Annotated in this window: 13 protein-coding genes and 1 pseudogene; all 14 read right to left on the bottom strand. The window is 65.5% G+C overall.

Going from position 1 to position 26,201, the window contains the following annotated elements; genetic code table 11:
- A partial coding sequence (locus tag JFN91_RS21945) for a hypothetical protein (RefSeq protein WP_215907485.1) occupies positions 1–185 on the bottom strand: 185 nt, incomplete at its 3' end.
- A gap of 318 nt (positions 186–503) precedes the next feature.
- On the bottom strand, positions 504–1,181 hold the full coding sequence (locus JFN91_RS21490) for an ABC transporter ATP-binding protein (RefSeq protein WP_199391188.1): 678 nt from the start codon (positions 1,179–1,181) through the stop codon (positions 504–506).
- Positions 1,182–1,402: 221 nt separating this feature from the next.
- Positions 1,403–2,563: an ABC transporter permease gene (locus JFN91_RS21485; RefSeq protein ID WP_199391187.1), complete on the bottom strand. Its 1,161-nt coding sequence runs from the start codon at positions 2,561–2,563 to the stop codon at positions 1,403–1,405.
- 1 nt (position 2,564) lies between these two features.
- A complete protein-coding gene (locus JFN91_RS21480; RefSeq protein WP_199391186.1) occupies positions 2,565–3,791 on the bottom strand; it encodes an ABC transporter permease in 1,227 nt (408 codons plus the stop codon).
- Positions 3,785–4,252, bottom strand: a complete 468-nt coding sequence (locus JFN91_RS21475; protein ID WP_199391185.1) for a hypothetical protein — start codon at positions 4,250–4,252, stop codon at positions 3,785–3,787. The genes JFN91_RS21480 and JFN91_RS21475 overlap by 7 nt, the downstream gene beginning before the upstream one ends.
- A complete protein-coding gene (locus tag JFN91_RS21470) occupies positions 4,252–5,592 on the bottom strand; it encodes a B12-binding domain-containing radical SAM protein (protein ID WP_199391184.1) in 1,341 nt (446 codons plus the stop codon). The genes JFN91_RS21475 and JFN91_RS21470 overlap by 1 nt, the downstream gene beginning before the upstream one ends.
- Positions 5,589–6,932: a cytochrome c biogenesis protein ResB gene (locus tag JFN91_RS21465; RefSeq protein ID WP_199391183.1), complete on the bottom strand. Its 1,344-nt coding sequence runs from the start codon at positions 6,930–6,932 to the stop codon at positions 5,589–5,591. The genes JFN91_RS21470 and JFN91_RS21465 overlap by 4 nt, the downstream gene beginning before the upstream one ends.
- Before the next feature lie 7 nt (positions 6,933–6,939).
- A complete protein-coding gene (gene ccsA, locus JFN91_RS21460) occupies positions 6,940–7,791 on the bottom strand; it encodes a cytochrome c biogenesis protein CcsA (RefSeq protein ID WP_199391182.1) in 852 nt (283 codons plus the stop codon).
- 102 nt (positions 7,792–7,893) lie between these two features.
- On the bottom strand, positions 7,894–8,766 hold the full coding sequence (locus JFN91_RS21455; protein ID WP_199391181.1) for a hypothetical protein: 873 nt from the start codon (positions 8,764–8,766) through the stop codon (positions 7,894–7,896).
- 16 nt (positions 8,767–8,782) lie between these two features.
- Positions 8,783–9,235 carry a hypothetical protein gene (locus tag JFN91_RS21450; RefSeq protein ID WP_236015304.1) on the bottom strand — a complete coding sequence of 151 codons (453 nt, stop codon included), beginning with the start codon at positions 9,233–9,235 and terminating at the stop codon, positions 8,783–8,785.
- A 273-nt stretch (positions 9,236–9,508) separates the two neighbouring features.
- Positions 9,509–16,309: an Ig-like domain-containing protein gene (locus tag JFN91_RS21445; RefSeq protein ID WP_236015303.1), complete on the bottom strand. Its 6,801-nt coding sequence runs from the start codon at positions 16,307–16,309 to the stop codon at positions 9,509–9,511.
- Positions 16,310–16,348: 39 nt separating this feature from the next.
- Complete coding sequence (locus tag JFN91_RS21440) at positions 16,349–18,346, bottom strand: Ig-like domain-containing protein (RefSeq protein WP_199391180.1); 1,998 nt, start codon at positions 18,344–18,346, stop codon at positions 16,349–16,351.
- Between the two features lie 89 nt (positions 18,347–18,435).
- The gene (locus JFN91_RS21435) at positions 18,436–24,984 is read right to left on the bottom strand and encodes a CxxxxCH/CxxCH domain c-type cytochrome (RefSeq protein ID WP_268898728.1); all 6,549 of its coding nucleotides are present in this window, start codon (positions 24,982–24,984) and stop codon (positions 18,436–18,438) included.
- Between the two features lie 182 nt (positions 24,985–25,166).
- Positions 25,167–26,201: pseudogene (locus JFN91_RS21430) on the bottom strand (CxxxxCH/CxxCH domain c-type cytochrome); the annotation flags it as partial.

Genomic DNA, 26,201 nt, shown 5'->3' with positions numbered 1-26,201 from the left:
GGGAGACCCTTCCCGAACCGCGGGAGACCCTTCCCGAACCGCGGGAGACCCTTCCCGAACCGCGGGAGACCCTTCCCCAACCGCGGGAGACCCTTCCCGAACCGCGGGAGACCCTTCCCCAACCGCGGGAGACCCTTCCCGAACCGCGGGAGACCCTTCCCGAACCGCGGGAGACCCTTCCCCAACCGCGGGAGCCCCTTCCCGAACGGCGGGAGACCCTTCCCCGACCGCGGGAGACCCTTCCCAAACGTTGCGGGTCTCACGGCGATACAGGGACCAAACTGAAGCGCCCCAGAGCAGGAGGAACAAAATTCCGCCGATGGCACGCGGCAGACGGAATGGAAGTTCCCCACCTCCATACGCTAAAAGCAGGTTCTGTGCAGCTACACCTGCGACGAATCCTGCCCCGGCGGCGAGTGCCGCACCACGCACAGCCAATCCACGCGCCAGCACCGGCACCAGGATTGCCCAGCAGACGAGCTGGGGTATCACCTTGAGCGCCGTCAGCACCCTTTGGTCCTTTCTTCGCGCACTAGGCAGCCGTCATCCATGTGGATGGTGCGGTCCCCCCAGGCGGCCACTTCCTGGTTGTGGGTGACCATGACGATGCTGAAGCGGTCCTCGTCGCGTAAATCGCGCAAAAGTTCCATCACCATGGTGGTGCTCTTGTGATCGAGGTTGCCGGTCGGCTCGTCGCCCAGGAGCAGCCTCGGGGAGTTGATGATGGCGCGCGCGATGCAGACCCGCTGCTGTTCTCCGCCGGAGAGCTCGCCGGGGCGGTTCTTGAGCCGGTGCCCGAGCCCCACCCGTTCCAGGGCATGGCGCGCCTCGGCCTCGTCCGGAACGCTGTGGAAGTACTGCGACATCATCACGTTCTCCAGCGCGGTCAGGTACGGTATCAGGTGGTGCTGTTGGAAGATGATGCCGACGCAGTCGCGGCGAAAGCGGGCCAGGCCGTCCTCGGAGAGGGTGGCGAGGTCGGTGCCGCGCACCGAGATCGAGCCGCCGGTAGGACGGTCCAGCCCCCCCAGCAGGTTCAAAAGGGTGCTCTTGCCGGAACCGGAGTGCCCCATCACCGTGAGCCACTCACCCTCGGGGACGCAGAGATCCAGGGGCTTCAGCGCACAGATGTCGCCGTAGCTTCGGGTTAGTTGGGATGTTTCTATAATGGCAGCAGCCATGCGGTTGCCCTCTCGTTTCGAGCTCCTCCCCCCGGAGGGGGGAGGTTGGGAGGGGGGAAGTTGGTAAACTGCAAACCTCCCCCTCCCTAACCCTCCCCCTCCGGGGGAGGGGACCTGGGTTCTCTCTCTTCGGCCTTTCATCCCCCCGGCGCCTTGCCTGTATCATCTCCCTCTCCCTCTGGGAGAGGGTCGGGGTGAGGGCGAGGGGTGGACAGGCGCGATTACTCGCCTCTCAAACTCTGCACCGGGTCAAGCTTGAACACGGACAACAGCGGCCCGACGCTCCCCGCCAATGCCAGCAGCAGACTCACCCCTACGGCAACCGGGAAGAACTCCAACCGGAGCGCCGCATCCGCGGCGAACACGCTGCTCGCCACGAACTTCGCGATCAGGCCGCCCAACAGGAAGCCCCCTACCCCGGAGCCCACCCCAAGCAGCAGCGCCTCCGCGCTGAAGATCTTGAGGAGATCCCAGCGTGAACCTCCCATCGCCTTCAGCAGGCCGATCTCCTTGCCGCGTTCCAGCACGGCCGTGCTCATGGTCCCCGCCACGCTGCTCCCGGCGGTCACCAGCACCACGGCGGTTACCAGCAGCATGAGAAGCTGTACCTTGCCCAGCAACTCCTCGCTGGTGCGCCCTACCTGGCGCAACTCCTTCACGACGGCGCCGGGCAGGAAGCGCTGCAACGAGGCCGCCTGCTCCTGCAGGCTCCCCTTGCCAGTGTCGGCCAGCAGCCGCACCTGGCTCACCTGACCCGGGCGTCCCATCTGGTCCTGCAGCTCCTTCAGGTCGATGAAGAGGGTGCCGTCCTCCTCGCCGCCGGTACTCACCAGGCCGGCGACCCGCACCCGCAACGGCCTCTTTCCCCCGTCGAAATCAAAAAGATCACCGGTGTGGACGTGGTAGCGCGGGGTCAAATCGCTGCCTCCCAGCACTTCCCCTGCCCTGGGCCAGTCCCCGGCGACCTGCCACCACGGCGAGAGCCGGCGCACCTGGGTGAAATCCACCCCTTCGCACGGGATCTGCACCCCCTTCAGGGTGAGCGCCCCCTTGAGGTGGAAGGAGTAGTCCCCTTTCACTCCACTCTTGGCCAGCGCGGCCAGGACCTGGTCCTGGGAGAGGTAGGAGGGTTCACCGACGGCGCCGAAACGCAGCCCGCCGCTTCCCACCTCGACGCGCGCGCTCTCCGGCATGATGACCAGGTTGGCGCCGTATTTCCTGGTTTCCTCGGCCACCCGCGCCTTCATCGAGGCGGAGACGAGTCCCAGGGCAGTGGCAAGACTGGAGGCCAGGGTCAGTACGGCCAGGAGCAAGAGCGTGCGCCCCCAGCGGTGGACCAGGGCACGCAACACGATATGGGCAAGCCAGCGGCGCCTGGTCATATCATCCCTTCAGCACCCGCACCGGCTCGACGGCGAGCGCCCTTTTCAAGGGAGCCGCGCTCCCGGCCAGGGCCACCACCAGGGCGGCGCCGATGGCGGTCGGGAAGAGCCACAACGGGGAGGTTACGGTGGAATCGAAGACGGTGCGGCTGATGACGACGGCGAGCCGGTCCCCAGCCAGGTAGCCCAGCAATCCCCCCAGGAGGGAGATGACCAGGGTCTCACCCAGAAAGATGGCGGCGATCTGGAACCGGTCGGCACCCATGGTCTTCATCAGGGCGATTTCGGGGCTTCGTTTGGCCATGGCGGCCATGAGGCTCGAGGAAACGGCGCAGGCGGCGGAAAAGAGCGCCAGCACGGTCAAAAGCAGCATCAGGCTCTCCAGCTTCTTGAGCAGCGCCCCTTCGGCGCTGGCGATCTGCCAGATCGGCTTGGCGCGGCTGCCCCCCATCACTTCCTCCACCCCCTTGGCCACCGAGGTGACGTAGGCGGTGCAGTACCACTTCTCGTATTCCTCGCGGGTCATGCGGGAGGGGTTCTTGCGGCCGAAGTCGTCCATGGGGACGGTGAGGGCGCTCACCAGCACGCGCGAGAGCTGCCCCGGCTTGTTCAAAAGGGTCTGCACTTCCGCCAAGGGAGCGAAGAGCTGTTCTTCCTCGAAACCGCCCGTGGAGGCGACCCCGACGATGTGGAAGGTGCGGCTTTTCCCGGCGGCTGCAGCAGTGATGTCGGAACCAGGGGCTACCTTCAGGCGCTTGGCCAGCGCCGCGCCGATCACCGCCTCGTCCGGGGTCTCCGGCCAGCGCCCGTCGAGTTCCCACCAGGGTGCGGTGACCTTGACCCCCTGGATCGAGTCCGGCTCTCCCGGCACCTGCAGCGGCCTGCCGAACCAGGTGCCGGCCACAACACCGCGCTGCCGTCCCGCCGCGGAGCCGAAATCGACCTGCCCGAAGAGGTAGGGGGCGAAGCCGACGATGTTGTGTTTCCAGAAGATGGTCTTGATCTTGGGGAGGTCGTCGGATTTGAGCGACCCGGCCTCCCCCGCCGCCGGCTCGAGGACGATGTTGGCGCCGTAGCTCCTGAGCTCCAGCGCCATCTTGTGCGACAGCTCACCGGAAATCCCCAGGAAGGCGGTGGCGACCGCCGAGCCCATGACGATGGACAGAAGCACCAGGAGCACCGGTTTCGGGCGCTTCAGGAATGAGCTTTTCAGGATGCGGATCAGCATCCGCAGCTATCCCCCTTGAGCGTTGCGCGCAGTTCCGCGGGCAGGCTGTCGGTGAGGCGGGCGACCTTGGCCTTCAGCTTACTCCAGGCCATGACACCCCACACCACCAGGACCACCATGAGCACGTGCTTCACCATCAGGGCAGGCACCTGCTGCTTGTCGGCGAAGTGGTTCCACTCGAAGCTCACGTAGAAGATGGTGCGCGGCACGCCGCCCAAAATGATCCACCAGAATGCGAAGCGGAAGAACCTCACCATGAGCCGGTGCGTCTTCAGGAAAAAGAGTGCCGCCTCGGGGGTACCCAGCGACGCCTCGACCCGGTGCACCGCGTACAGGCAGAAGGCGGAGGCCGCCAGCATGGCCGTGGCTACGTCGTGGAAGTAGTTGTTCATCATTACCGCGACCCCGAGCCAGGGGGACTGCTGCAGCAGCGAGGTGAGGTACTGGTTCATTGCGTCCATTAAAGCACTCCCTTTGCCTTCAACTCTTCCCGTTCACGGGCGAACTGCTTGAACGCCCTCCCCTGCGGGTACTGGATCATCCATGAGGTAATGTGCGACATGGGGAAACCGCGCCACCCCACCTGCGGGATGCGCGACAGGATGCGCGGGATGGTGAACAGCTCGGCGCGCAGCTTGACGATGGCGTCCTCGCGGAACTCCACGCTCATGGCGGGATCGTCGTGCGAGAAGACCGCGTGGTTGCCGTCGAAGGAGTCCCAGTCGTGCCCCGGAATCAGGTACGGCTCATAGATCTTGTAAAGCTCGGTCCCCGGAAAGGGGGTGGTCATCACCGGGTGCGCCGATACTTTCAGTTCGTCGCACAGCTTCAGGATCCCCTCGTAGTCCTCGGGACGGTCCTGGCGCCCGCCGATCATCATGAACAGCATGACCTCGATGCCGGCGTCGCGGATCTTCTTGATGGCGTCGCGGCGCTGGCGCCCCTGCTTATTGGTCGCCTTGTACTCTTCGAGGCTGCCGATGTTGTTCGACTCCCACCCGACCAGGACCGCGGTGAGCCCGGCGCTCCTGGCGTTCTTCAACAGTTCCGCCGAGCGGGGGTGGTCCACGGAGACCAGGTCGCCGGAACCGAACCAGGACTTGCCGGTCAGGTTCTTGCCCATCTCGCCGTAGAGCTCGATGGTGTAGTTCATGTTGACGCCCCAGACGTTGTCGTCGATGCCCCAGAAAAGCCGTCTCTTGCTGGCGGCGATCTCGGCGACCACCTCGTCGATGGGGCGCACGCGCACCTTGCCGCCGAAGAACTCGTGCACCGAGCAGAAGGTGCAGCGGTGCGGGCAGCCGCGCGAGGTCTGGAAGTAGCCGTAGACGTAGTTGGTATTCCAGAGGTTGGTGACCGGGTGGGGCAGCCCCTTCAGCTCCGGGAAGCCCCCCTGGTACACCGGCTTCAGGCTCCGCTTTTCGGCGTCATCCAGAAGTCCCTTCCAGATCTGTTCCGCCTCGCCCAGCACGATGGCATCGGCGTGGCGGGCGGCCTCGTCGGGGAGCGCGGTGACGTGGATGCCGCCCAAAAGGACCTGTTTTCCCTGTGCCCGCAGCCGATCCGACACCCGGTACACCCAGGGTGCCTGCGGCGTCAGCACGGTGAAGCCGATCAGGTCGGCGTCGAGCCGGTCCGGGTCGAAGACCTCCTTGTTGGCGTCGATCAGCTGCACCTCGACGTCCGGGCGAACCTGCAGCGTCAGCCCGGTCAGGTATTCCAGCACCGGAGGCGCGATCGGGAGCCCCTTCGACTTTTGCCCCTTTTCACCGAACGGGGGAGAGATAAGAACGAGTTTCATGTCTTCACCCAGTTACCCAGTCTCTGAACCGTCCGGTCAAACTCATCCTGGGCCAGCGCCTTGTAGAAGTCGCCTTTGGCCGTCAACTGCAGGATGCGCTTCCCGTCCGTCTCCTGCACCACGCCGGTCAACTCGCGGCGGTAATAGATGAGCCGCCAGCCCAGCGCGATCAGCGCCACCAGGAAACCGGCATAGATGAAATCCCGGCCGTACTCCTGGGTCACCAGGAGCCGGACCCAGAAGTTCTGTTCCCTGAAACCGAGACGCACGCCGTCCAGTTGCAGGGCCTCGCCGGGGTGCAGCGTGCCCGCCGCGATGGGCTTCCCTCCCCTGCTCACCTCCAGGTGGAAAGCGGGGTTCTTGAATTCTTCGGAGCGGGTGGTGTCCTTGCCCTGCACGACGGCGTGGTCGGGATAGTACAGGGCATCGACGCGGTATCCCTGCATGGAGAAGTGGTCCTTTTTCCCCTTCAGCACGTCCAGCTTCACGTAGGCGCCGTCGATCTCGCGACCGCTCGCGTCCTCCAGCACGAAGAGCGGCGAAATGCCGAGGTCGTTGAACAGCACGGAGGCGTACCCGTCCTTGTAGGGCCTGTTGATCCCGATTTCGTGGCTGCGCCCGGTCTCGTCCTTGAAGGTGACCTTGATGTCGGTGACCACCCCCTGGGTGACCTCCGGCAGCACCGACTCGACCTGAAGCTTGATCTGCGGCGGGCTGCCCAGCTTGGGAAGTCTCGGTGAGGCGTTGTAGCGGGAGATCTGCCCCAGAAACGGCTCATGTTGCGCCACGTCGACGAACCCGTTGAACCGGGTGTAGAAGGCGAGCAGCCACCCCACAAGGAGCAGGAAGAAGCTCAGGTGGAACAAAAGAGAAGCAAGCGGCGACAACCGGTTCTTGACCGCCAGAAAGCGCCCCGTGCTGCCGTAGAGCCGATACCCCAAGCCGGCCAGCATTTCCGGCAGCCGCTCCTGGGCCGCCTCGTCCAGCTCGATGCTGTAGCACAGGCCCGAGCCACCCTGGGCCTTGAGCGCTTTTTCGGGATCGGCCTTGATCTTCGCCAAAACGAGCGGGATGCGCTGCCGCATCACCAGCAGGAGGTTGACAAAGAACGCGACCCAAAGCGCCAGCGTCACGGGAGCCGTGAAGATCTCGGTCAGGTGCAGCGCCTGGTCGATCTTGCCCAGGAAGGGCTCGGAAGCGGCCCACTTCAAGTAGGCGTCCTTCCCCACCAGCGAGCGCTGGGGCAGGAAGAAGCCGATGGAGAAGACTGCGAGCAGCGAGACGATGAGCCAGATGGTGCAGCGCAGCGAGCCGAGATATCTGAAGACGGAGTTGAGCATCGGGGATCTAGGAGAACCTGAAGACGTGGACCGTGGTCTTCATCAAAACGGCGACACCGAACAGGTTGATGAGCACGGTGATCAGGGCGCCGATCATGAGCCAGGAGAAACGGGTGCCGCGCCACCCCATGGTGACCCTGAGATGGATGGCGGCGCCATACATGAGCCAGGAGATGAGCGACCAGGTTTCCACCGGATCCCAGCTCCAGTACGATCCCCAGAGGTCCTTGGCCCAGATGGAGCCCGCGGCGATCATGATGGCGTTGGTGATGAAGCCGAAGACCAGGTAGCGGAACATCAGCTCGTCCAGGCGCTCCGGACTAATGTCGTCGAAGCGCCCGGGGACTGGCTCCGCAGGTGCCTGTCCCCTTTCCCGTACCGCGCGCTCCTTCAGCAGGTAGATGACGCCGGCGGCCATGGCGAGAACGTAGGCGCCGAAAGAGAGCCAGGCGAAATAGACGTGGATGGCGAGCCAGAACGATTTCAGCGTCGCGGCCATGGGGGCGAGGGTCGGGTTGCGCATCACCCCGTAGCCCATGATCAGCATTGCGGTGGGCACCGTCGCCACCGAAAGGACCCGAAGCGGCTTTTGGCGCCAGGCGACGTAGAGGGTGCACAGGATGATGAACCATCCTCCCATCAGGCCGTTCTCGTAATCGGCGCTCCACGGCATGTGCCCCTGCGCGACGTAGCGGGCGGCGATGGCGCCACTGTGCACGACAAAGCCTACCGTGATGAGGACCAGCAGTTTGGGCACCACCTTCTGGTTCCGGAAGACCAGTGCGTAGATGTTGCCGCCGCTGGCGAGTGCGTAGAGAACCAGGGAGAGCCAGAAACATATCGCTTCGTAGTAGGCCAAAGGGTCACCTCACGTAAATACATGACTCACCGGGATAAAAGGGATAAAGGGGATGGAAACCAAAACGCTTTGTTTGTATCCCTTGCATCCCTTTTATCCCTGTTAAATAGCTTTTCGTCTCACCACTGCCAGCACCGCTACCACAGCGAACAGCACGGCCGCGGCCTGCAGCGCCACCAGCCCGCGCCGTGTACGGATCTCCAGGAGGGCGAACTTGCGATGGTCGTCGATGCTGACCTCCATCCCCTGCACCGCCACCTTCTGTCCCAGCGTGGCACTCCCGTCGAAAAGGCTCAGCTTGCCGCGCCGTACCTCCAGGTGGAAAAGATCATTCCCGTCGCCTTTGGGCTCCCGGCGCAAAAGGAACTGGTAGGGCAGGGTGTCGAATTCAAAGACCTGCTCGCCCTGGCTCAGATCCACCTTGACGTAGGAGCGCTCCAACTCCCCTTTTTCCTTGCTGCTCACCACGATGAGCGGTGCCAGCGCCGCCCCCTTGAAGCGGATCTCGCTGGAGCCCAGACTGCGCCAGATGGTGTCGATCTCGGTGCCGACTCCCTTCTGAACGATTACGGCCCGCCCCTTCTTCCCGTCGGGCTCGACCCGCGTCAGGGTGAAGGAAGCCTGGGGGAAGGGAGCCAGCGCCCCCTTGTGGCCGGAACTGAAGGAGGTCGGAAACGGCTCGTAGCTCTCTCCTTCCGCAAGGCTCAGCGCTCCATCGAAGTGGAACAGGTAGGCATAGGTAGTCGTCAGCAGCAGTATGAGCGCCGCCAGGCAGAGGCAAAGCTGGGTGCGGGACCGCTGCAGCAGCGCGGTGACCAGGCTGGCCACGATCCCCCCCGCAAGGAGCAATCCCCAGAACCGGACCACGGTGAGGTCGAGCATCTGCCACCCCGGCTTTACGGCGCCGGCAACGACGAGCACCAGGGACCAGAACAACAGAGACAGGGCGAGGCCAAGGGTAGCCATGGCAATCATGTTTTTGCTCTGCAGGCTAGGCACCCTTTTTCACCCCTTTATCCGATCCCCGCACGGGTTCGCAGGCCTGCACCAACCACTTCCCCCCCTGCTGCACCAGGCGGTAGCGCATCAGCGCGCCGGTACCGTGGACCTGCCCGACTTCCTTGTAGGTTTTGCCGTCCTTGTACTGGTAGTTCCACTCTTCCTTGACCAGCACGGTGGCGCTCAACGGCCCGTCCTGCTTGACGCTGCGGAAATCGAGCGAAGCGATGTCGTACACCAGCACCTGCCCTCCGATCCAGAGCGAGCCGGCATCGGTCACCAGGCTGTGGCGCATGGCGACCGTGGCCGGCACGGCGCCGATACCGCGCTTGTCCCCCTGCGAGGCGTAGATGTCCATGAAGCGGTTGTTGAACTCCGTGACCGCCACCTTGATCCGGTCACTTTCACCCAGCGACGGGACCGCCCTGGCGAGCAGGTAACGCAAGTACGCCGCGTCGCCACAGGCAACACTCGCCAAGGGGAAGAGGGCCAATGGGATCAAGAGCGCAAGCAGGTATGTCTTAAGGGTTGCTCTGGGCAGAACAGCCTCCGCAGATTAACTGAAGCTGAGATGACGGCATCAAGATACCGTACTGACAGCGCAAATATCAAGTTCGTAATCCGGTCTGGCAATGAAAAACAGTGCAGGGGCTGCGAGCGGCGTAACCGGTATCGCAGTCCCTGCACTGTCTGGGTGGTGCTCTATGCTGTCAGCTTGCTACTGCAGCGGTCTTGCATAGTTCGGCGTGCCGATCCTGCCGGTGCCTGCGGAGCTGTCGTGCTTGTTGCAGGCGCCGCCCCAGGTGGAGGAGGCGGTATAGCAGGAAGGAGCCGTGGTGGTAGCCCAGTTGGCCTCGGAGATGTTAAGACCGAGCTGGCCACCGTAGATAAAGCGGTAGCTCTTGGTGGCACCCTGGGTCAGCGTGGTGATACTGCGGTTGTTACCGTGGATGCCGCCGATGTTGTTAACCCCGCCGCCCATGTGGCAGTTGAGGCAAACGATGCCGTGGTCATTGTAGGTACCCGGTCCCCAAGGCACGTTGTCGAAGCTGCTGTGTTCGATGCGCGCCTTGCCGGTCACGGTCACGTTGCTGTAGTTATACACGGTGCTCAAGTGGCAGCGGTAGCAAACGAAAGTGGCGGTGCCATCGTTCGTGTTGGAAGCTGCCGCGTCGGCGCCGTTTTTATCCTGCAGCATCCTGGTGGCGTTCCTCGCGCCGTGGGCGTTGCTCTCGTTCAGGTGGCAGTCGGAGCAGTGCAGACCGGTGTCCCAGGTCATCGCCGCGCCGTCCTTTGAGGTGCCGGTCCAGCCGCCGCGGGAGGCGTAGGTGGAGGCGTAGGTCGCGGTGTAGCGCTTGGTGTAGATGTTCAGGTTGTGATGGCTGGCGTAGGCGCTGCCCACCGCGTTGCCGGAGTTAAACTGCGACTTGACGTTCAGCGGCGAGCCGCCGTCCAGCGGGTTGAACGGGGTCAGCTTCCTGGCCAGCGCGGTGCCGGTGGTGATTGCGGTCCCGGCGGTGTCGACTGTGATGGTGCTGGCGCCGTCGGAGTCGTGGCAGTTGACGCAGAAGCGGTCCATGTTGTCGCGGTCGGCGGAGGTGATGGTGGTGCCGCCTGCGCGCCGTCCCGGCCAGGACCAGTAGTTGGTGCCTGCGGTGCCGGGGTTGGCCTGGCTGTCCACGTTCCTCAACAGGATCGGCGCGCCGCTGGTGCCGTGCAGGCTGACCTGCTTCACCGAGGTCTCGGTGGAGGTGGTGTCACCCTCGGCGTGGCAGATGATGCAGTCCACGTTCTTGACCGTGGTGTTCTTGATATGCCTGGACGGACGCACGAAGTCGTCGCCGGTGGTCCCGAGCGTCGCGCCGACAACCTGCTGGCGCACGCCGCGGGGCGAGTTGTGGCACAGGAGGCAGCTGCCGCCGGAGCCCTTGAAGCCCGCGTTGTGCGAGTGGCACTGGGTGCAGTTCACGGTGCCGTTATGGTTGGCGGCAGCGTTGTTGTACTTGTGGAAGTTGGTCGCGCTGTGGCAGACCTCGCAGATGCGGTTCGAGGTGGCGTGCGTCGAGTCATTTCCTTTGTCGGTCGCGGGGTTCAGGTACGAGACCGCGATGGTCGGGCTGTTGTTGGTGGCCCAGTTGCTGCCGTCGCCGGTCGCCACGCTGGTGGCGATACGCATGATGTTGGCGGTGCTCATGTTGTGGCAGGTGGAGCAGCTGAACCCGCCGTACTTTTTGCCGGGCTCGCCCCAGCCGCCGTTGGCGCTCCACTTGGTGGAGCCGGTGGTGGTGGAAGTGTGCAGCATCGGGCTGTTGGCCCAGGCGGTGCGTACCGGGGTGTAGGGGCCGACGGCGACGCCGGTTGCCGAGTAGTTGCCGCGAGAGTCGAGCGCGAAGATCTTGTAGTAGTAGACCGTGCCGTTGGTCAGCGGCGCGTCGATGAAGTTGTTCAGGCTCCCCGCGTAGGCGACGGTGCTGGAGCCGATGATGTTGCCGGTGAGGTAGTTACCCCCCTCAACCGGGGTATCGGTGACGGCACTGCCGGCCTTGCGCAACACTACGATGCCGGCGAAGTCGGAGTCAGCCGGGTTGGTCCAGTACAGCGAGTTGGAGGCGATGCCGGCAGCACCGCCCGCGGCGGTGACGTTCGCCGGGGAGAGGTTGTCGATGGTGACGGTGGCCGAGGCCGTGTCGTTGTATGCCTTCGGGTTGCTGCAGGTGATCGCGGTCACCGTGCCGGTTACGGCGTAGGTGGCGCCCGGAGGTGCCGGCATGGACGTCGCCGTCTTGGCGTCGATCACCAGGACGTACTGGGTCGGGGTGGTGGTCACCGTGATCGGGGTGGTCAGGGTGATGGCCACCGTGTTGGACGCCGGGTTGGCGCTGCCGTAAATGGTGGTGCCGGTGTCGTCGGTGACGTTCAGGGTGGCGATGCCGGCCCAGGTACCGTTGGCCAGCGTCACGGTGATGCCGGTGACCGTATCTGTCCCCGCTTGGGTTGCGAGGGTGAACGTGTCGAGGTCCATCTCGGTGGCGCCCGGCGGGATGGTGAGGCTGATCTCACCGGTCCCCTGGCCGACCGTGGTGACGGCCGCCGCGGTGGTGAAGCTTGTGGTGGTGCTGTAGGTGGAGATGTTGCCGGCGGCGTCCCTGGTTCTTACGTGCCAGTAGTAGGTGGTGCCGTAGGCGAGGGTCGGCGCGAAGGAGAGGCCGGTCTGCCAGGTGCTCTGCTGCACCCCGGTGGTGAAGCCGGAGTTGGTGGCGATCTCGAAGAAGTACTGCACCGATGCCGTGATGTTGGCGTCGGTCGCCGCGGTCGTGGTCAGCGAGGTGGTCGCGGCCACGGAGGTGGCGAGGTTGGCCGGGGTCGAGTTGGCGAACCCGGTCGGGGCCACGGTGTCAACGTAGACGGCAACGCTGGCAGGCGTCGGGTCCGCGTTGGCGGCGTTGTCTACCGCGCGCGCCAGGATGGTGTGCGCTACGTAGTCCTCGGCGGGCAGGGTCCAGGAGTAGCTCCAGGAGCCGGTGCCGGTGGCAGTGTTCCAGGAGGTGCCGTTGTTCACGGACACCTGTACCGAGCCCAGCGGATTGGTGCCGGCGCTCGCGGTGCCGCTGATGGTCGCCGGCGAGGTGGAGAAGACGGTGCCGGCGGTCGGTGCCGAGAGGACGGTCTCCGGCGCCACCACGCCCGTAGTGAAGCTCCAGGTGGTGGTGTAGGCGGTGCTGTTGCCGGCGGCGTCCTTCGCCTTCACGTGCCAGAAGTACTGGGTGCCCGGCGCGAGGGTCGGGGTGAAGGTGGTGCCGGTCTGCCAGGTGCTCTGCTGCACGCCGGTGGTGAAGCCGGAGTTGGTGGCGATCTCGAAGAAGTACTGCACCGCGGCCGAGGTGTTGCCGTCGGTGGCGGCGGTCGAGGTGAGCGAGGCGTTGAGCGCGACGGCGGTGGCCAGGTTCGCCGGTGCCGAGTTGTTCAACCCTGCCGGGGCAACGTTATCCACGCGGACGGTAACCTGCGCCGGGGTGGCGTCGGCGTAGCCGAGGCTGTCGACACCCTTGGCGAGGATGGTGTGCGCCACGTAGTCCTCGGTGGACGGTGCCCAGGTGAAGGACCATGCGGTGGTGCCGGTGGCGGCAGCCCAGGTGGTGCCATTGTTGGTGGAGACCTGTACCGACGCGAGCGGGTTGGCGCCGGCGCTCGCGGTACCGGTGATGGATACCGGACCGGTAGTGATAACTGCGTTGGCAACCGGGGTGCTGATGGTGGTATCCGGCAGCGCGATGGTCGACGGGGACCCGGAGACGGTGACGCCTGCAGACAGGTTCCCCACCTCGTCCACGGCACAGACCCTATAGTAATAGGTGGTGCCGTTCACCACGGCGGTATCGAAGTATGATGTGCCGTTGCCGGTGTAGAGTGCTGCGGCTGAGCAATCGGCCGGGGAGGACACGTTGGATTTCACAAGCTTGTAGCTGTTGACCGGGTCGAGACCGGCGCCCGCGTCGGTGGCTTGCGTCCAGCTGATGCTGATGTAGCCGTCGCCGGAGGATGCGCTCGCGATGCCGTCGGCAGGCGGCGTAGTGTCGACGCCGAAGTCGAGGCCGGTGGCTACGGTGAAGTCCGGGGTGCCGGTGAAGGCGGTCCAGGCGCTGGCTACTGCCTTGCTGTCCTTGGCGCGCACCCTCCAGTCGTAGGAGCCGTCGGCGAGGCCGTTGCAGGTGGCCTTGGCGGTGGCCGGGCCGGTGACGTAGGGGCTCGCGCAGTCGGCGATGCCGTCGTTGTTGAGGTCGACCTCGAGGAGGACCGGGTCGGAGTTGCCACCGTCGACGGTGGCGCCGATCACCACCACGTTGCTGGAGGCGGTGCCGCCGGTGGCGATGGCGGTGGTGCCGTCAGCCTGGTACTGGGCCAGGGCGGTCGGTGCGGCCGGGGTGGTGTTGGGAACCGTGACGGTGAAGTCGGGGTTGCTGGCGCCGAAATCTACCCAGGAGCTGCTCAGGGTGCCGTCGGTGGTCCGGGCGCGCCACTTGTAGGCCAGCCCGTCGGTAAGCCCGGAGCAGGTGGCGCTGGCCGTCGAGCCGCTGGCAACAGCGACCGAGGAGCAGTTCGCGGTGCCGGAGAAGGTGTTGGCGTTGGTGATCATCTCGACCTGGAGGGTCACGTTGTCGCCGTTCACGTCGGTGACGGTCGACTTGATCACCACCGAGGTGGAGGTCGCGGTGCCGGCCTGCGCGATGGCGGTGCTGCCGTCGGCCTGGTACTGGCTGGCGGACGGTGCGTTCGGTGCGGTCGGAGCGATGGTGGTGAAGCTCCAGGTGGTGGTGTACGCGCCGGTGTTGCCGGCGGCGTCCTTCGCCCTCACGTGCCAGTAGTAGGTGGTGCCGCCGGCAAGCGTCGGTGCGAAGGTCCTGGTGGTCTGCCAGCCGCTTTGCTGCACGCCGGTGGTGAAGCCGCTGTCGGTGGCCAGCTCGAAGAAGTACTGCACCGCGCCGCTCACGTTGGCGTCGGTTGCGACACCGGAGCTCAGCGACGTGGTGAGCGCCTGGTTGGTGGCCAGGTTGGCCGGGGCCGAGTTGGCAAGGCCAGCCGGGGCCACGGTATCGACGATCACGGTGACCGAGGCGGGGGTGGTGTCCTCATTGGCGGCGCTGTCCACCGCCTTGGCCAGGACGGTGTGGGAGACGTAGTCCTCGCTGGGCAGAGTCCAGGAGTAGGACCAGGAAGCGGTACCGGTTGCCGCACTCCAGGTGGAGCCGTTGTTGGTGGAGACCTGCACTGAGCCGATGGCGTTGGTGCCTGCAGTCGCGCTACCGGTGATTGCCACCGGGCTGCCGGTCAGGACGGCAGCTGCCGCCGGGGCGCTGATCGCGGTGTCGGGGCGGACGATGGGGGCCGCGGTGGTGTAGCTGAACGGGTAGGAGCTGGCCATCGCGTTGCCGGCGCTGTCGGTGACGCCGGTCCCCGCGGTGACGGTGTAGGTGGTGGAGCCCGTCTGGCCGGTCGGGGTGAAGACGGCCTGGCTGCCGGAGCAACTGGTCCTGGCCCAAGTGACGACAGGCGAGATGGTCACGCTGCTGGTGGTGACCGTGGCGCAGTTCACGTTCTCGCTGAAGTTGAGGGTGACAGTGCTGTCCGGGGTGATGCCAGTGGCGCCGGTGTTCGGGACGGAACTCGTCACGGCGGGGCGCACCGTATCGACCAGTACCGTGACCGGGGAACCGTAGACGGCGGAGACGTTGCCTGCTGCATCCTTGGCCCAGGGATACAGGGTGAAGCTCCCGTCTGTGGCCACAGCGTAGCTGGCCGGTGCAGTGGCGTTCCAGCCGGCGTCGGTGGCAAGCGGAGCGGTGGCGCTCGTCGTGATCATGTAACCCGTAACGCCGCGGGCGTCCGTTGCCGCGAACCCGGAGACCGCGATGGTACGGGACAGCGACGGGGTGGTGGCGGCGAAGCCGGCGGAAACCACCGGCTTGGTGGAGTCGACCACCACCGCGACCGGTGCACCGTAGACGGCGGAGACGTTGCCGGCCGCGTCCTTGGCCCAGGGGTACAGGGTGTAGCTGCCGTCGGCGGCAACCGTGTAGCTTGCAGGCGCAGTGGCAAGCCAACCGGCATCGGTGGAAAGGGGCGCTGTGGTGCTCGTTGTGATCATGTAGCCGGTGACGCCGGTGTTGTCCGTGGCGGCAAAGCCGGAAACCGTGATGGTCTTGGATGCCGAGGGGGTGGTGGCGGCAAAGCCCGCCGAGACCACCGGTTTGGTACTGTCCGAATTCGGGGCGGTGACGGTGATGGTGATTGCCTGGGATTTGTTGGCCTTTGTGCTCTTGGTGGTGTAGTAGTGGCCTACACCGGCCACGTAGATGGTGTAGGTGCCAGCAGGGGTAGTGGCGGGCACGTTGATCACCACGTCGGTTCCCATCTTGTCTGCCACACCGTCCTTGTCGCCCGGGGTGGTGGTGGAGCCGTCGTCGTAGGCTGCGCCGGACGAAGCCCCCCAAAGCGGGGAGCCGGAATAGTCGATGTTGTAGCCGATTGGCGAACTGGGCCAGGTAGCACTTGTGTCAAGGACGGTCCCGGTGCGCCAGTTCCAGCCGCCCACGGAGTCCCATACCGTGTTCCAACCGGTAATGCCGGCGTTGGTGGCGGTACCGCTACTGATGCTCCATGCGGTCGGCGTGACCGATGGGAGACCTACCACGAAGGACATCCCCGTGTTGCTCGCGGCATAGGTCATCCCGGTCGCAATCCATTCCACCTCGAAGGAGGTCCCGGCTTCGACGGTCAAGGTCGTCGGCGAAGACGGGTATTTGATTCCTTTGTAGATGATGCCCCAGGCGAGGCTGGCTGTCGTCGATGTGGCGACGTGGCAGTTGCCGGTAAGGCAGGTAGAGTTCCTGGTTGGCTGTGCCAGGGCCTCAGGCCGCGGCAGCGCCAGCAGAACGAACAGGCCAAACAACAACAGGGCCAGCAGGGTGTTGGACAGTGAACGGAATGTTGTTGCCCTATTTTCAGCTCTCGAACTAGTCATCTTGATCCTCATGCTATCGAATTCCATCGAGTGCCACTCCTAGTATTGCGTCCAACTGCCGGTCGCGCCCTTGCTGTCGGTGGCACGGGCCTGCCACTTGAACCGGCCGTTGGGGATACCGCTGCAGGTCGCGGCTGCGGTGCTGCCGCTGGTGACCAGGGCGCTGCTGCAGGTCGGGGTGCCGGTAAAACCGGCGGAGACGTCGGCGAGTTCGATGTCAAGCTGCACCGTGTCGCTGTCCGGGTCGGTCACCGTTCCCTTGAAGACCAGCGTGGTCAGGCTGGTGTACAGGCCCTTCGTCAGCACCGTGGCCCCGTCGCTCTTGTACTGCACCAGCGTTGCCGGCACGCCCGGAGCGTTGTTCGGAGCCGGTGCGGAGGTGGTGTAGCTGAAGGGGTAGCTGGCGGCCAGCGTGTTGCCGGCAGTATCCGCCACCGCCGCGCCCACCGTCACCGTGTAGCTGGTGGAGTTCGCCTGCCCGGACGGGGTGAACACGGCCTGCGTCCCGGAGCAGCTGGTTCTGGTCCAGCCGACCGCCGGCGAGATGGTCACCGTGCCGGTGGTCACCGTGGTGCAGTTGACAGTCTCGCTGAAGTTCAGGGTCACCGTACCGTTCAGGGTGGTACCGGTGGCGCCGTTAACCGGCACCGTGCTCGACACCGTCGGCTTCACCGTGTCGACCACTACGGCGACCGGAGAGCCGTACACAGCGGAGACGTTGCCGTAGCTGTCCTTGGCCCAGGGGTACAGGGTGAAGCTCCCGTCGGAGACGACCGTATAGTTGGTCGGAGCGGTGCCGAGCCAGCCCGCGTCGCCGGCGAGCGGTGCCGTGGAGCTGGTGGTGATCATGTAGCCGGTAACTCCGCTCGCGTCGGTCGCGGCGAAACCGGAGACCGTGATGGTGCGCGACAAGGACGGCGTGGTGGCGGCGAAACCCGCCGAAACCACCGGCTTGGTCGAGTCGACCACCACCGCGACCGGCGAGCCGTAGACGTTGGAAACGTTCCCCGCGGCGTCCTTGGCCCAGGGGTAGAGGGTGTAGCTGCCGTCGGTGGCTACCGTGTAGCTGGTCGGAGCCGAGGCGGTCCAGCCTGCTGCGCCGGCAAGGGGTGCGGTGGAGCTGGTGGTGATGATGTAGCCGGTCACGCCGGTGTTGTCGGTCGCCGCGAAGCCGGAAACAGGGATGGTCTTGGAGAGCGAAGGGGTGGTGGCGGCGAAGCCGGCCGATACCACAGGTTTGGTCGTGTCGCCCCCCCCGCCGGAAGATACCGTAACCGTGATTGCCTGCTCTACATGCGACCTCGCGGAGTCGTGACCGACGCCCAGCACCACAATGGTGTAGGTCCCGGCTGCCGTGCCGGCAGGGACCGTCACAATGGCGTCAGTACCCATGTTGTCGGCGATGCCGTCCAGGTCCTTGCCTGCAGCGGCGTTGTCATAGGCCGCGTTCCGGCTCCCAGTGTCCCAGGCGGTGGCGTCGTAGTTGATGGTGTAACCAACCGGGCTAGCCGGAAATTCGGTCGCCGTACTGTAGCTGTTGGCCGTCGCCCAGCCGGCGGGGACGCCGTCGGCCGCATCCCACACCGCGTTCCAGCCGGGAATCGCCGGCGAGTTCACGGTACCCTTGGCCAGCCCCCAGCCGGTCGGCAGGTTGATCTCGAAGCCAACCCCGACCTGGCCGCCAGCCGCGTTGGTCACGTTGGTCACCTTCCAGTCCACCTCGAAGCTACCTCCCGGAGCCACCGTCACCGAAGTGCCGACGATACCGTTGATAGCGGTGGTGACGGTCCCGTCCGGGTCAACCTGCGAGTGGCAGGCGCTGCAGGAGGAATACTTGGCCGGAAACGCGTTGGCGTTTTCCGGCACCAAGCAGGAAGTGACACAGAATCCGGTAAACAGCAGTGTCATCAAGACAAACGCCATGAGGTTCATGCGCACACGACCGCTCACATTCCCGAAGATCTCCGTGGACGGCGTGTAATCTGCCAGCTCCGGGCGCTGCGATTGGTTTCGTGCATCTGCTACTGCTTTTTTCATAGTGACCTCTTCCCCATCTTTTTTGCCGCTGTGTATCGGAACTCGGGTGCTCTTCACCCCTCCCGGGCCGGAGCCCGGGGGGGACGTGGTTACAGGTTGAGATGGCACATGGTGCAATCGCGTGCCCCGCCGAAGTCGTTGACCCAGTGTACGGCGTTGCCGCTGTGGCAGACGATGTTGGAGCAGCTGCCGTTGGAGTAAGTGCCCACGGTCAGGTAGTTCTTCGACGTATCGTAGGAGGTAACGCCCTGCTTGTAGGTACGGGTCTTGTTCCACCCCGCGACGCCGCCGGTGTAGTTGACGAAGGCGGCGTCGGTGACCTGGGCCTTCGACTTCATGTAGGCGTTCGGCACGAAGGCGATGTCGTTCCTGCCGTTGACGTGGTTGGCCAGGTTGGTGATCCTGGAGGCGCCCAGGGCGTCGGCGTTGTTGCCGGTGGTATTGCCGTGGCAGGCCACGGTGGAGCAGGAGCTGTTGTACTTGTTCCTGGCCACGTTGACCGTGGTGTAGTGGCAGATGTTGCAGCCGATGGTGGTCGACTGTGCCGGGTCGCCGTGCCCCGCGTTCACCCCGACGGCGCCGGCAGCCGGGAGCAGGCCGCTCGTGCCGCTGAATATGTCGTCGTAGTGGATGCCGACCGCGTGCGCCGCGTGCGAGTCGGTGCTCGGCGCGTTTTCGTGGCAACCCGAGCAGCGGGTGGCTGCGGTGTAGGTCTGGTTCCACTGCGGGGTGGTCGTGTCGGCGTGGCAGTAGACGTTGGAGCAGGCCACCGTACCGAGGCCGGTGCTGCCGATCAGGCCGGCTACGGTGTTCTTCTTCCTGAGCGTGCTGGCGCCGGTGACGGTGTTCAGCTCCACCTCTACGCTGCCGTTCATGTGGTTCGCCAGGGTGACCGGGTGGCAGTTGGCGCAGCCGAAGCCGTAGGCCCTCCAGGTGACGCCGTCGGTGTCGGAGCCGCTGGAGAGGTTGGCGGTGTAGTTGTAGAACGGCAGGGTGCCCCAGGCGGTGCCGACGTGGCGGGTGTGCGCGCCGGACAGGGTGGCGTGGCACCCTTTGCAGTCCAGGGTCGCGCCCCAGACGGCGTTGGTGGCGGTGTAGCCGGTGCCGGCGTGGCAGGAGACGTTGGTGCAGGTCTTGCCGCCCGGGTAGCCGAAGGTGGCGGTGCCGCCGTTAAGGACGTCGGCCACCTTGTTGGTGTGGTTGCCGATGATCTGGGTGCCGGTTGCATCCACGGTGCTGCTGTGGCACAGCACGCAGGTGGCGGCGCCGGCTGCCCTCACGTGTTTCTGGTGCGAGTTGGCGCTGGGGGATCCTTGGGAGCCGCTGGTGTAGTTCGGCTCGCCGGCAACCGAGGTGAAGGCGACCCCGGCGGTGCCGAAGGCCTTGGCGCCATGGCAGCCGTTGCAGCCCAGGGCGGTACCACCCCACGAGGGGCTGGCCGGTTCCACGGTGGCCACCATCCCGGTCTGTCCCTTCTTGCCGGAGCTGTGGCAGTAGCTGGCGGAGCAGACGCCGCCGACATAGGTGCTGCTCTTGCCGGCCTTGACGCCGGAGTAGTTCACGTAGGTGTCGGCGTGGAGCAGCGTGTTGGAGATCTGGGTATCGCTGGAGACAGTTTGCGCGTGGCACTCAACGCAGCCGTAGTTGGTCGCGGCGGAGCCGGTGTTCACGTGCTGCGGGTGCGAGCCGGTAGCAAGGATGTTGGTGCCCAGGGCCACCGGGCCGCCGTGGCAGCCGTTGCAGTTGAGGGTGGCGCCCCACTGGGCGTCGGCCACGCCTGCCACCTTGCCGTTGCCGGAGTGGCAGCTGATGTTGGAGCAGGTCTTGTTGGTGCGTTTGTAGAAGGTTTTGCCGCCACCCGAGGTGAAGTTGTTGAAGCCGTTCAGGTGCTGGCTGCCGCTGATGATGGCAATCCCGTTGCTGGTGGTCTTGGAGTGGCAGAAGACGCAGGTCGCTGCCCCGCCGCTCCCCACGTGCTTCTTGTGGGAGTTGGCACTCTCGGTCCCCGGCAGGCCGGATGTGTAGTTAGGCTCGCCGGCTACGCTGGTGAACTCGACTCCGGCGGTACCCAGGCCTTGCGCGCCGTGGCAGCCGGTGCATCCCATGCCGGTGCCGCTCCAGTTGGGAGCCGCCGGTTCGATGGTGGCCACCATGCCGGGCTGCCCTTTCTTACCGGAAGTGTGGCAGTAGGTCGCGGAACAGGTCCCGCCGACCACGGTGCTCCTCTTGCCCGCCCTGACACCGGAGTAGTCCACGAAGTTGTTCATGTGGTTGGCGGCGCCCAGGGTGGTGTCGCTGGTGACCGTGTTGGCATGGCACTCGACGCATGCCAGGTTGTCGCCGATCACCGAGGCCTGGTTGGTATGCTGCGCGTGGGCGCCGGTGGCGATCCTGTTGGTGGCGAGGCCGACCGGGCCGCCGTGGCAGCCGTTGCAGCCAAGGCTTACGCCCCACTGCGCGTCGGCGACCGAGACGATCTTGCCGTTACTTGAGTGGCAGCTGATGTTGGAGCAGGTCTTGTTCACCTTCTTGCCGAAGCTCAGGTCGGCTGCGGTGTAGTTGGCGAAGCCGTTCAGGTGCTGGTTACCGGCGATCAAGGTGGTGCCGTTGCTGGTGGTCTTCGCATGGCACTTGACGCAGGTGCTGGCGCCGGCTGCGCCGACGTGCTTTTCGTGGCTGTTGGCCGCGGCGAGGCCGGAACTGACATAGTTCGGCTCGCCGGCGACGGAATTGAAAGCGACCCCGGCGGTACCCATGGCTTTCGCGCCGTGGCAGCCGCTGCATCCCATGGCCGCGCCCCCCCAGGAGGGGGCTGCCGGTTCGACAGTCGCCACCATCCCGGTCTGTCCCTTTTTGCCGGAGGTGTGGCAGTAAGTGGCGGAGCAGGTGCCGCCGCTGTAGGTGGTGCTCCTGCCCGCCTTGGCGCCGGAGTAGTCGACGAAGTTGTTCAGGTGGTTGGCCGGGGTGGAAATAGCCGAGTCGCTGGAGACCGTTTTGGAGTGGCACTCGACGCATCCCAGGTTGTCGCCCAGGACGGTGGCCTGATCCATGTGCTGCGCATGGCTGCCGGTGTTGAGCTTCCTGGTGCCCAGGGCCGCCGGGCCGCCGTGGCAGCCGTTGCACAGCAGGGTGTCGCCCCACTGGGCGTCGGCCACGCCCACCACCTTGCCATTGCCGCTGTGGCAGGTGATGTTGGAGCAGGTCTTGTTGGCGACCTTGCCGAAGCTGCCGTTGGCGGAGGTGTAGTTGGCCAGGCGGTCCAGGTGCTGGCTCCCCGCGATGATGGCCGTGCCGTTGGTCGTGGTCTTCGAGTGGCAGTTGGAGCAGGTGGTGGCACCCGCCGCCCCCACGTGTTTCTTATGGGAGTTGGCGTTGGCGGCGCCCGGTCCGCCGGTCACGTAGTTGGGCTCGCCGGCCTGGGAGGCGAAGTCGACACCCGCGGTACCCATGGGTTGCGCGCCGTGGCAGCCGTTGCAGCCCATCACCGGCCCGCTCCAATTCGGAGCCGCCGGTTCGACAGTGGCGACCATCCCGGCCTGTCCCTTCTTGCCGGAGGTGTGGCAGTAGGTCGCGGAACAGGTGCCGGCGATGACGGTGCTCCTCTTGCCTGCCTTGGCGCCGGAGTAGTCCACGAAGGCGTTCATGTGGTTTGCCGGGGTGCCGATGGCGGTGTTGCTGGAGACGGTGTTGGAGTGGCATTCGGCGCACACCAGGTTGTCCCCGAGCACCGAGGGCTGGTTGATGTGGGAGTTGTGCGCCCCGGTGTTGATGATGTTGCTGCCAAGGGCAGCCGGACCGCCGTGGCAGCCGTTGCAGCCAAGGCTTGCCCCCCACTGCGCATCGGCGACCGAGACGACCTTGCCGTTGCCCGAGTGGCAGCTGATGTTGGAGCAAGTCTTGTTCACCTTCTTGCCGAAGCTCAGGTCGGCGGCGGTGTAGTTGGCGAAGCCGTTCAGGTGCTGGTTACCGGCGATCAACGTGGTGCCGTTTGCGGTGGTCTTCGCGTGGCACTTGGAGCAGGTGCTGGCGCCGGCGGCGCCGACGTGCTTTTCATGGCTGTTGGCGGCGGCGAGGCCGGAGCTCACGTAGTTCGGCTCGCCCGCGATGGAGTTGAAGGCGACCCCGGCGGTACCCATGGCTTTCGCACCGTGGCAGCCGTTGCAGCCCATGGCAGGGCCGCTCCAGGAGGGGGCTGCCGGCTCGACCGTGGCCACCATGCCGCTTTGTCCCTTCTTGCCGGAGGTGTGGCAGTAGCTGGCGGAGCAGGTGCCGCCGCTGTAGGTGGTGCTCCTGCCTGCCCTTACGCCGGAGTAGTCCACGAAGGAGTTCAGGTGGTTGAGCGGGGTGGAGATAGCCGAGTCGCTGGAAACGGTTTTCGAGTGGCACTCGACGCAACCGAGGTTGTCGCCCAGGACGGCTGCCTGGTCCATGTGTGCCGCGTGCTTGCCGGAGGCCAGTTTCCTGGTACCCAGGGCCGCCGGACCGCCGTGGCAGCCGTTGCAGCCCAGGGTGGTGCCCCACTGGGCGTCGAAAACGCCGGAAACCTTGCCGTTGCCGCTGTGGCAGGTGATGTTGGAGCAGCTCTTGCTGGCCGCTTTGGCGAAGCTGCCATTGGCGGAGGTGTAGTTGGCCAGGCGGTCCAGGTGCTGGCTCCCTGCGATGATGGACGTGCCGTTGGTCGTGGTCTTGGAGTGGCAGGTGGCGCAGGTGGTGGCGCCTGCGGCGCCCACGTGCTTCTCGTGACTGTTGGCGGCGGTAAGGCCCGAGCTGACGTAGTTGGGCTCACCCGCGACGGAGGTAAAGGCTACCCCCGCGGTGCCCATGGCTTTTGCGCCGTGGCAGCCGTTGCAACCCATGGCCGGTCCGCTCCAGGACGGATTGGCGGGCTCGACGGTGGCGACCATGCCGGTCTGCCCCTTCTTGCCGGAGGTGTGACAGTAGGTCGCGGAGCAGGTGCCGGAGACCAGGGTGCCGCTCTTGCCGGCCCTGACGCCGGAGTAGTCCACGAAGTTGTTCATGTGGTTTGCCGCAGTGGCGATGGCGGTGTCGACGGCGACCGTCTTGGCGTGACACTCGGCGCACGCCATGTTGTCGCCGATCACCAAGGGCTGGTTCGTGTGCTGGGTGTGCGCGCCGGTATTGATGACGTTGCTTCCCAGCGCGACCGGACCACCGTGGCAGCCGTTACAGCCGAGGGTGGCGCCCCATTGGGCGTCCGCTACCACGGGGACCTTGCCGTTGCCGGAATGGCAGCTGATGTTGGAGCAGGTCTTGTTGGCCTTCTTGCCAAAGCTGGCGCTGCCGGAGGTGTAGTTGATGAAGCCGTCGATGTGCTGGCCGCCGGCGACGATGCTGGTGCCGGTGGTCGTGGTCTTGGCATGGCAGCTGTTGCAGGTGGAGGCACCCGCCGCCCCGACGTGCTTTTCATGACTGTTGGCGGCGGCAAGGCCGGAGCTCACGTAGTTAGGCTCGCCCGCGACGGAGCTGAAGGCGACCCCGGCGGTGCCCATCGGCTGGGCGCCGTGGCAGCCGTTGCAGACCATGGCCGGACCGCTCCAGGACGGGTTGCCCGGCTCGACGGTCGAGGCCACGCCCGCCACACCCTTCTTGCCCGAGGTGTGGCAGTAGGTGTTGGAGCAGGAGCCTCCGGAGTAGTTCTTGCCGGCCTTCGCGCCGGAGTACTCGACGAAGGTGTTGACGTGGTTAGCGGTAACGGCAATTGCGGAGTCGCTCGCTGCGGTTTTCGCATGGCACTCGACGCAGCCGTAGTTGCTCCCCAGGGCCCCGGGGTTGTTGATGTGGGCCTGGTGTTTCCCGGTGCCGAGCGGGCTACCGAGAGTCGCCGGGCCTCCGTGGCAGCCGTTGCAGCCCAGCGTGGCGTTACCCCAGGCAGGGGCGGTGTTGACAGTGAACGGACCGGTCTTGGTGGTACCGTCGCTGTGGCAGTAGAGGCCCGAGCAGGTACCAAAGGTGTTGGACTGGCTCGGGAGAAAATCGTTGGTCGGGCCGGAGTAGCTCCCGCCGTTGTTCGGTGCTGCGGTGACGGTGAAGTTAAGTGCAATGCCGCGGTGGGTCACGCTGGTGGCGTGCGCAAACGGCTTCGCCTCGGCGCTGTGGTCCGTGTGGCACTTGACGCAGGCGCCGGTGCCGGTGCCGTAGTAGGTGCCGTGCTTGGAACCGGATACGGGGTGACCCGCCGTCAGCGAGGAACCGTGGCAGCTGTTGCAGTCAGCCGGGCTGGCATAGGCCGTGCTCCCCCACTCGGGGCTGGTGCGCTCGAAGTGGCAGTTCACGTTAGAGCAGGACCCGAGCGGAGTCGGGGGCACCGAGGTCTGGTTTACGAAGGCGCGGCTGTAGCTGCCCGTCGCGGAACCGTTGATGTTCCCGGAGACCTTGATGTCGTCGGTGCGATGGCCGGTCTGGTACACGAGTACGCCGGAGCCGTGGCACGTGACGCACGACAGGGCATTACTGTCAGCATGGCTGCCATGGTTGCCCTTGAACGCGCCGGTGCCCGGAATGCGCCGCCCGTTGGCTGAATCAAGAGGAGGCATGGTGTGGCAGGCATCGCACCCGTAGTCGTACTGCGGTGCGGCCTCGGCCCTTGCGCCAGCCAAGAGTGCGGCACCCAGCGTCATCAGCAAAGCTATCACTCGTGGGTTGTACCATCCGAGTCTGCGGTAGCCCCTCATTTCCACTCCTTTATCTCAAAACACCTGACCGTAGTGCTATTGCATTCAGAGCCCGGCGGGGGGATCCCCTCCCCCGCCGGGGTTTTAACATGCTGCTGTTTTATGACGGATAAAGCGTCTTCAACTGCTTACCGTTCGATGCTCCACTTCGCGGTTGGCTTGAAGTGGCAGCTCACGTTGAAGCAGCTGCCCGACTTGTTGCTCCCGCCGGATACCAGCGTTGCGCTGGTGTAGGTGGCGAGGGTGTCGTTGGCGAAGCGGAATTGCGGGTCGATCTCGACGCTTACACTCTCCACGTGGGTCCTGATGGGCAGGGCACGGGCGTGGGTAGCGTCGCTTCCCTTGTGGCACGGCAGGCAGTTGGCCCAGCCCTCGGAGGCCTTGGCGTCCTTCTTGATGTGTCCCGCCACGATATGGGCGCCGCCGCCGCCGGAATAGTCTTCGAAGCGGGCCGAGGACCAGCTCCCCTGCACGCCGAAGGTGATGGCGCTGATGGTCTGACGCGGTGCCGGCGGGTAACCGTGGCAGGCGTCGCAACCGCCGGGGGCCACGAACGCGAGGCCGGTGGCCGGGTTGTGCACGTGGCAGTCCAGACAGTTGGTGGTGGAGTCGACGTGATCCTGGACCGGCTGGCCGGCCTTGGTGAAGTACTTGGTCGGCGAGGAGTGGCAAACCTGGCAGACGCCGGTCCTGGCACCGTTGGCGAAGGTATTGTTGCCGGTGAAGCTGACTGCGGTGCCGTTGATGGTGCCGTTCACCATCATGGTGTTGACGGTACCGTGGCCGTCGTGGCAGTCCGCGCACAGGGAGCCCAGGCCGGAAGCCTTGTGAGCCTTCACGTTGAGCTTGGCGCCGGAGACCTTGGCGGCGTTGGTGTGGCAGTAGTTACATTCCTGGTTGGTGGAGCCGACCAGGGCGGGGAGCAGACGATTGTTGTCGCCCAGCACGCCGCTGATGTGGGCCGCGCTGCTGTCGTGGCAGGCGGAGCAGGCCTGGGCGATGCCGGCCTTGCCGTGGCCCTTGGTTGCCGCGATGGTCTTGTCAGGAGCGGTGATGCTGCCGATGACGGAGAGCTGGCCGCCCGCGGTGCTGTGGCAGCTTTCGCAGGTGACGCGACCGGTGGTCCAGTTGGTGCTCTGCTTGTGGCAGGTACCGCAGGCGCC

It is taken from the genome of Geomonas anaerohicana (assembly GCF_016458305.1).
Classification (GTDB): Bacteria; Desulfobacterota; Desulfuromonadia; order Geobacterales; family Geobacteraceae; genus Geomonas; species Geomonas anaerohicana.
This window is presented reverse-complemented; position numbering and strand designations above follow the sequence as displayed.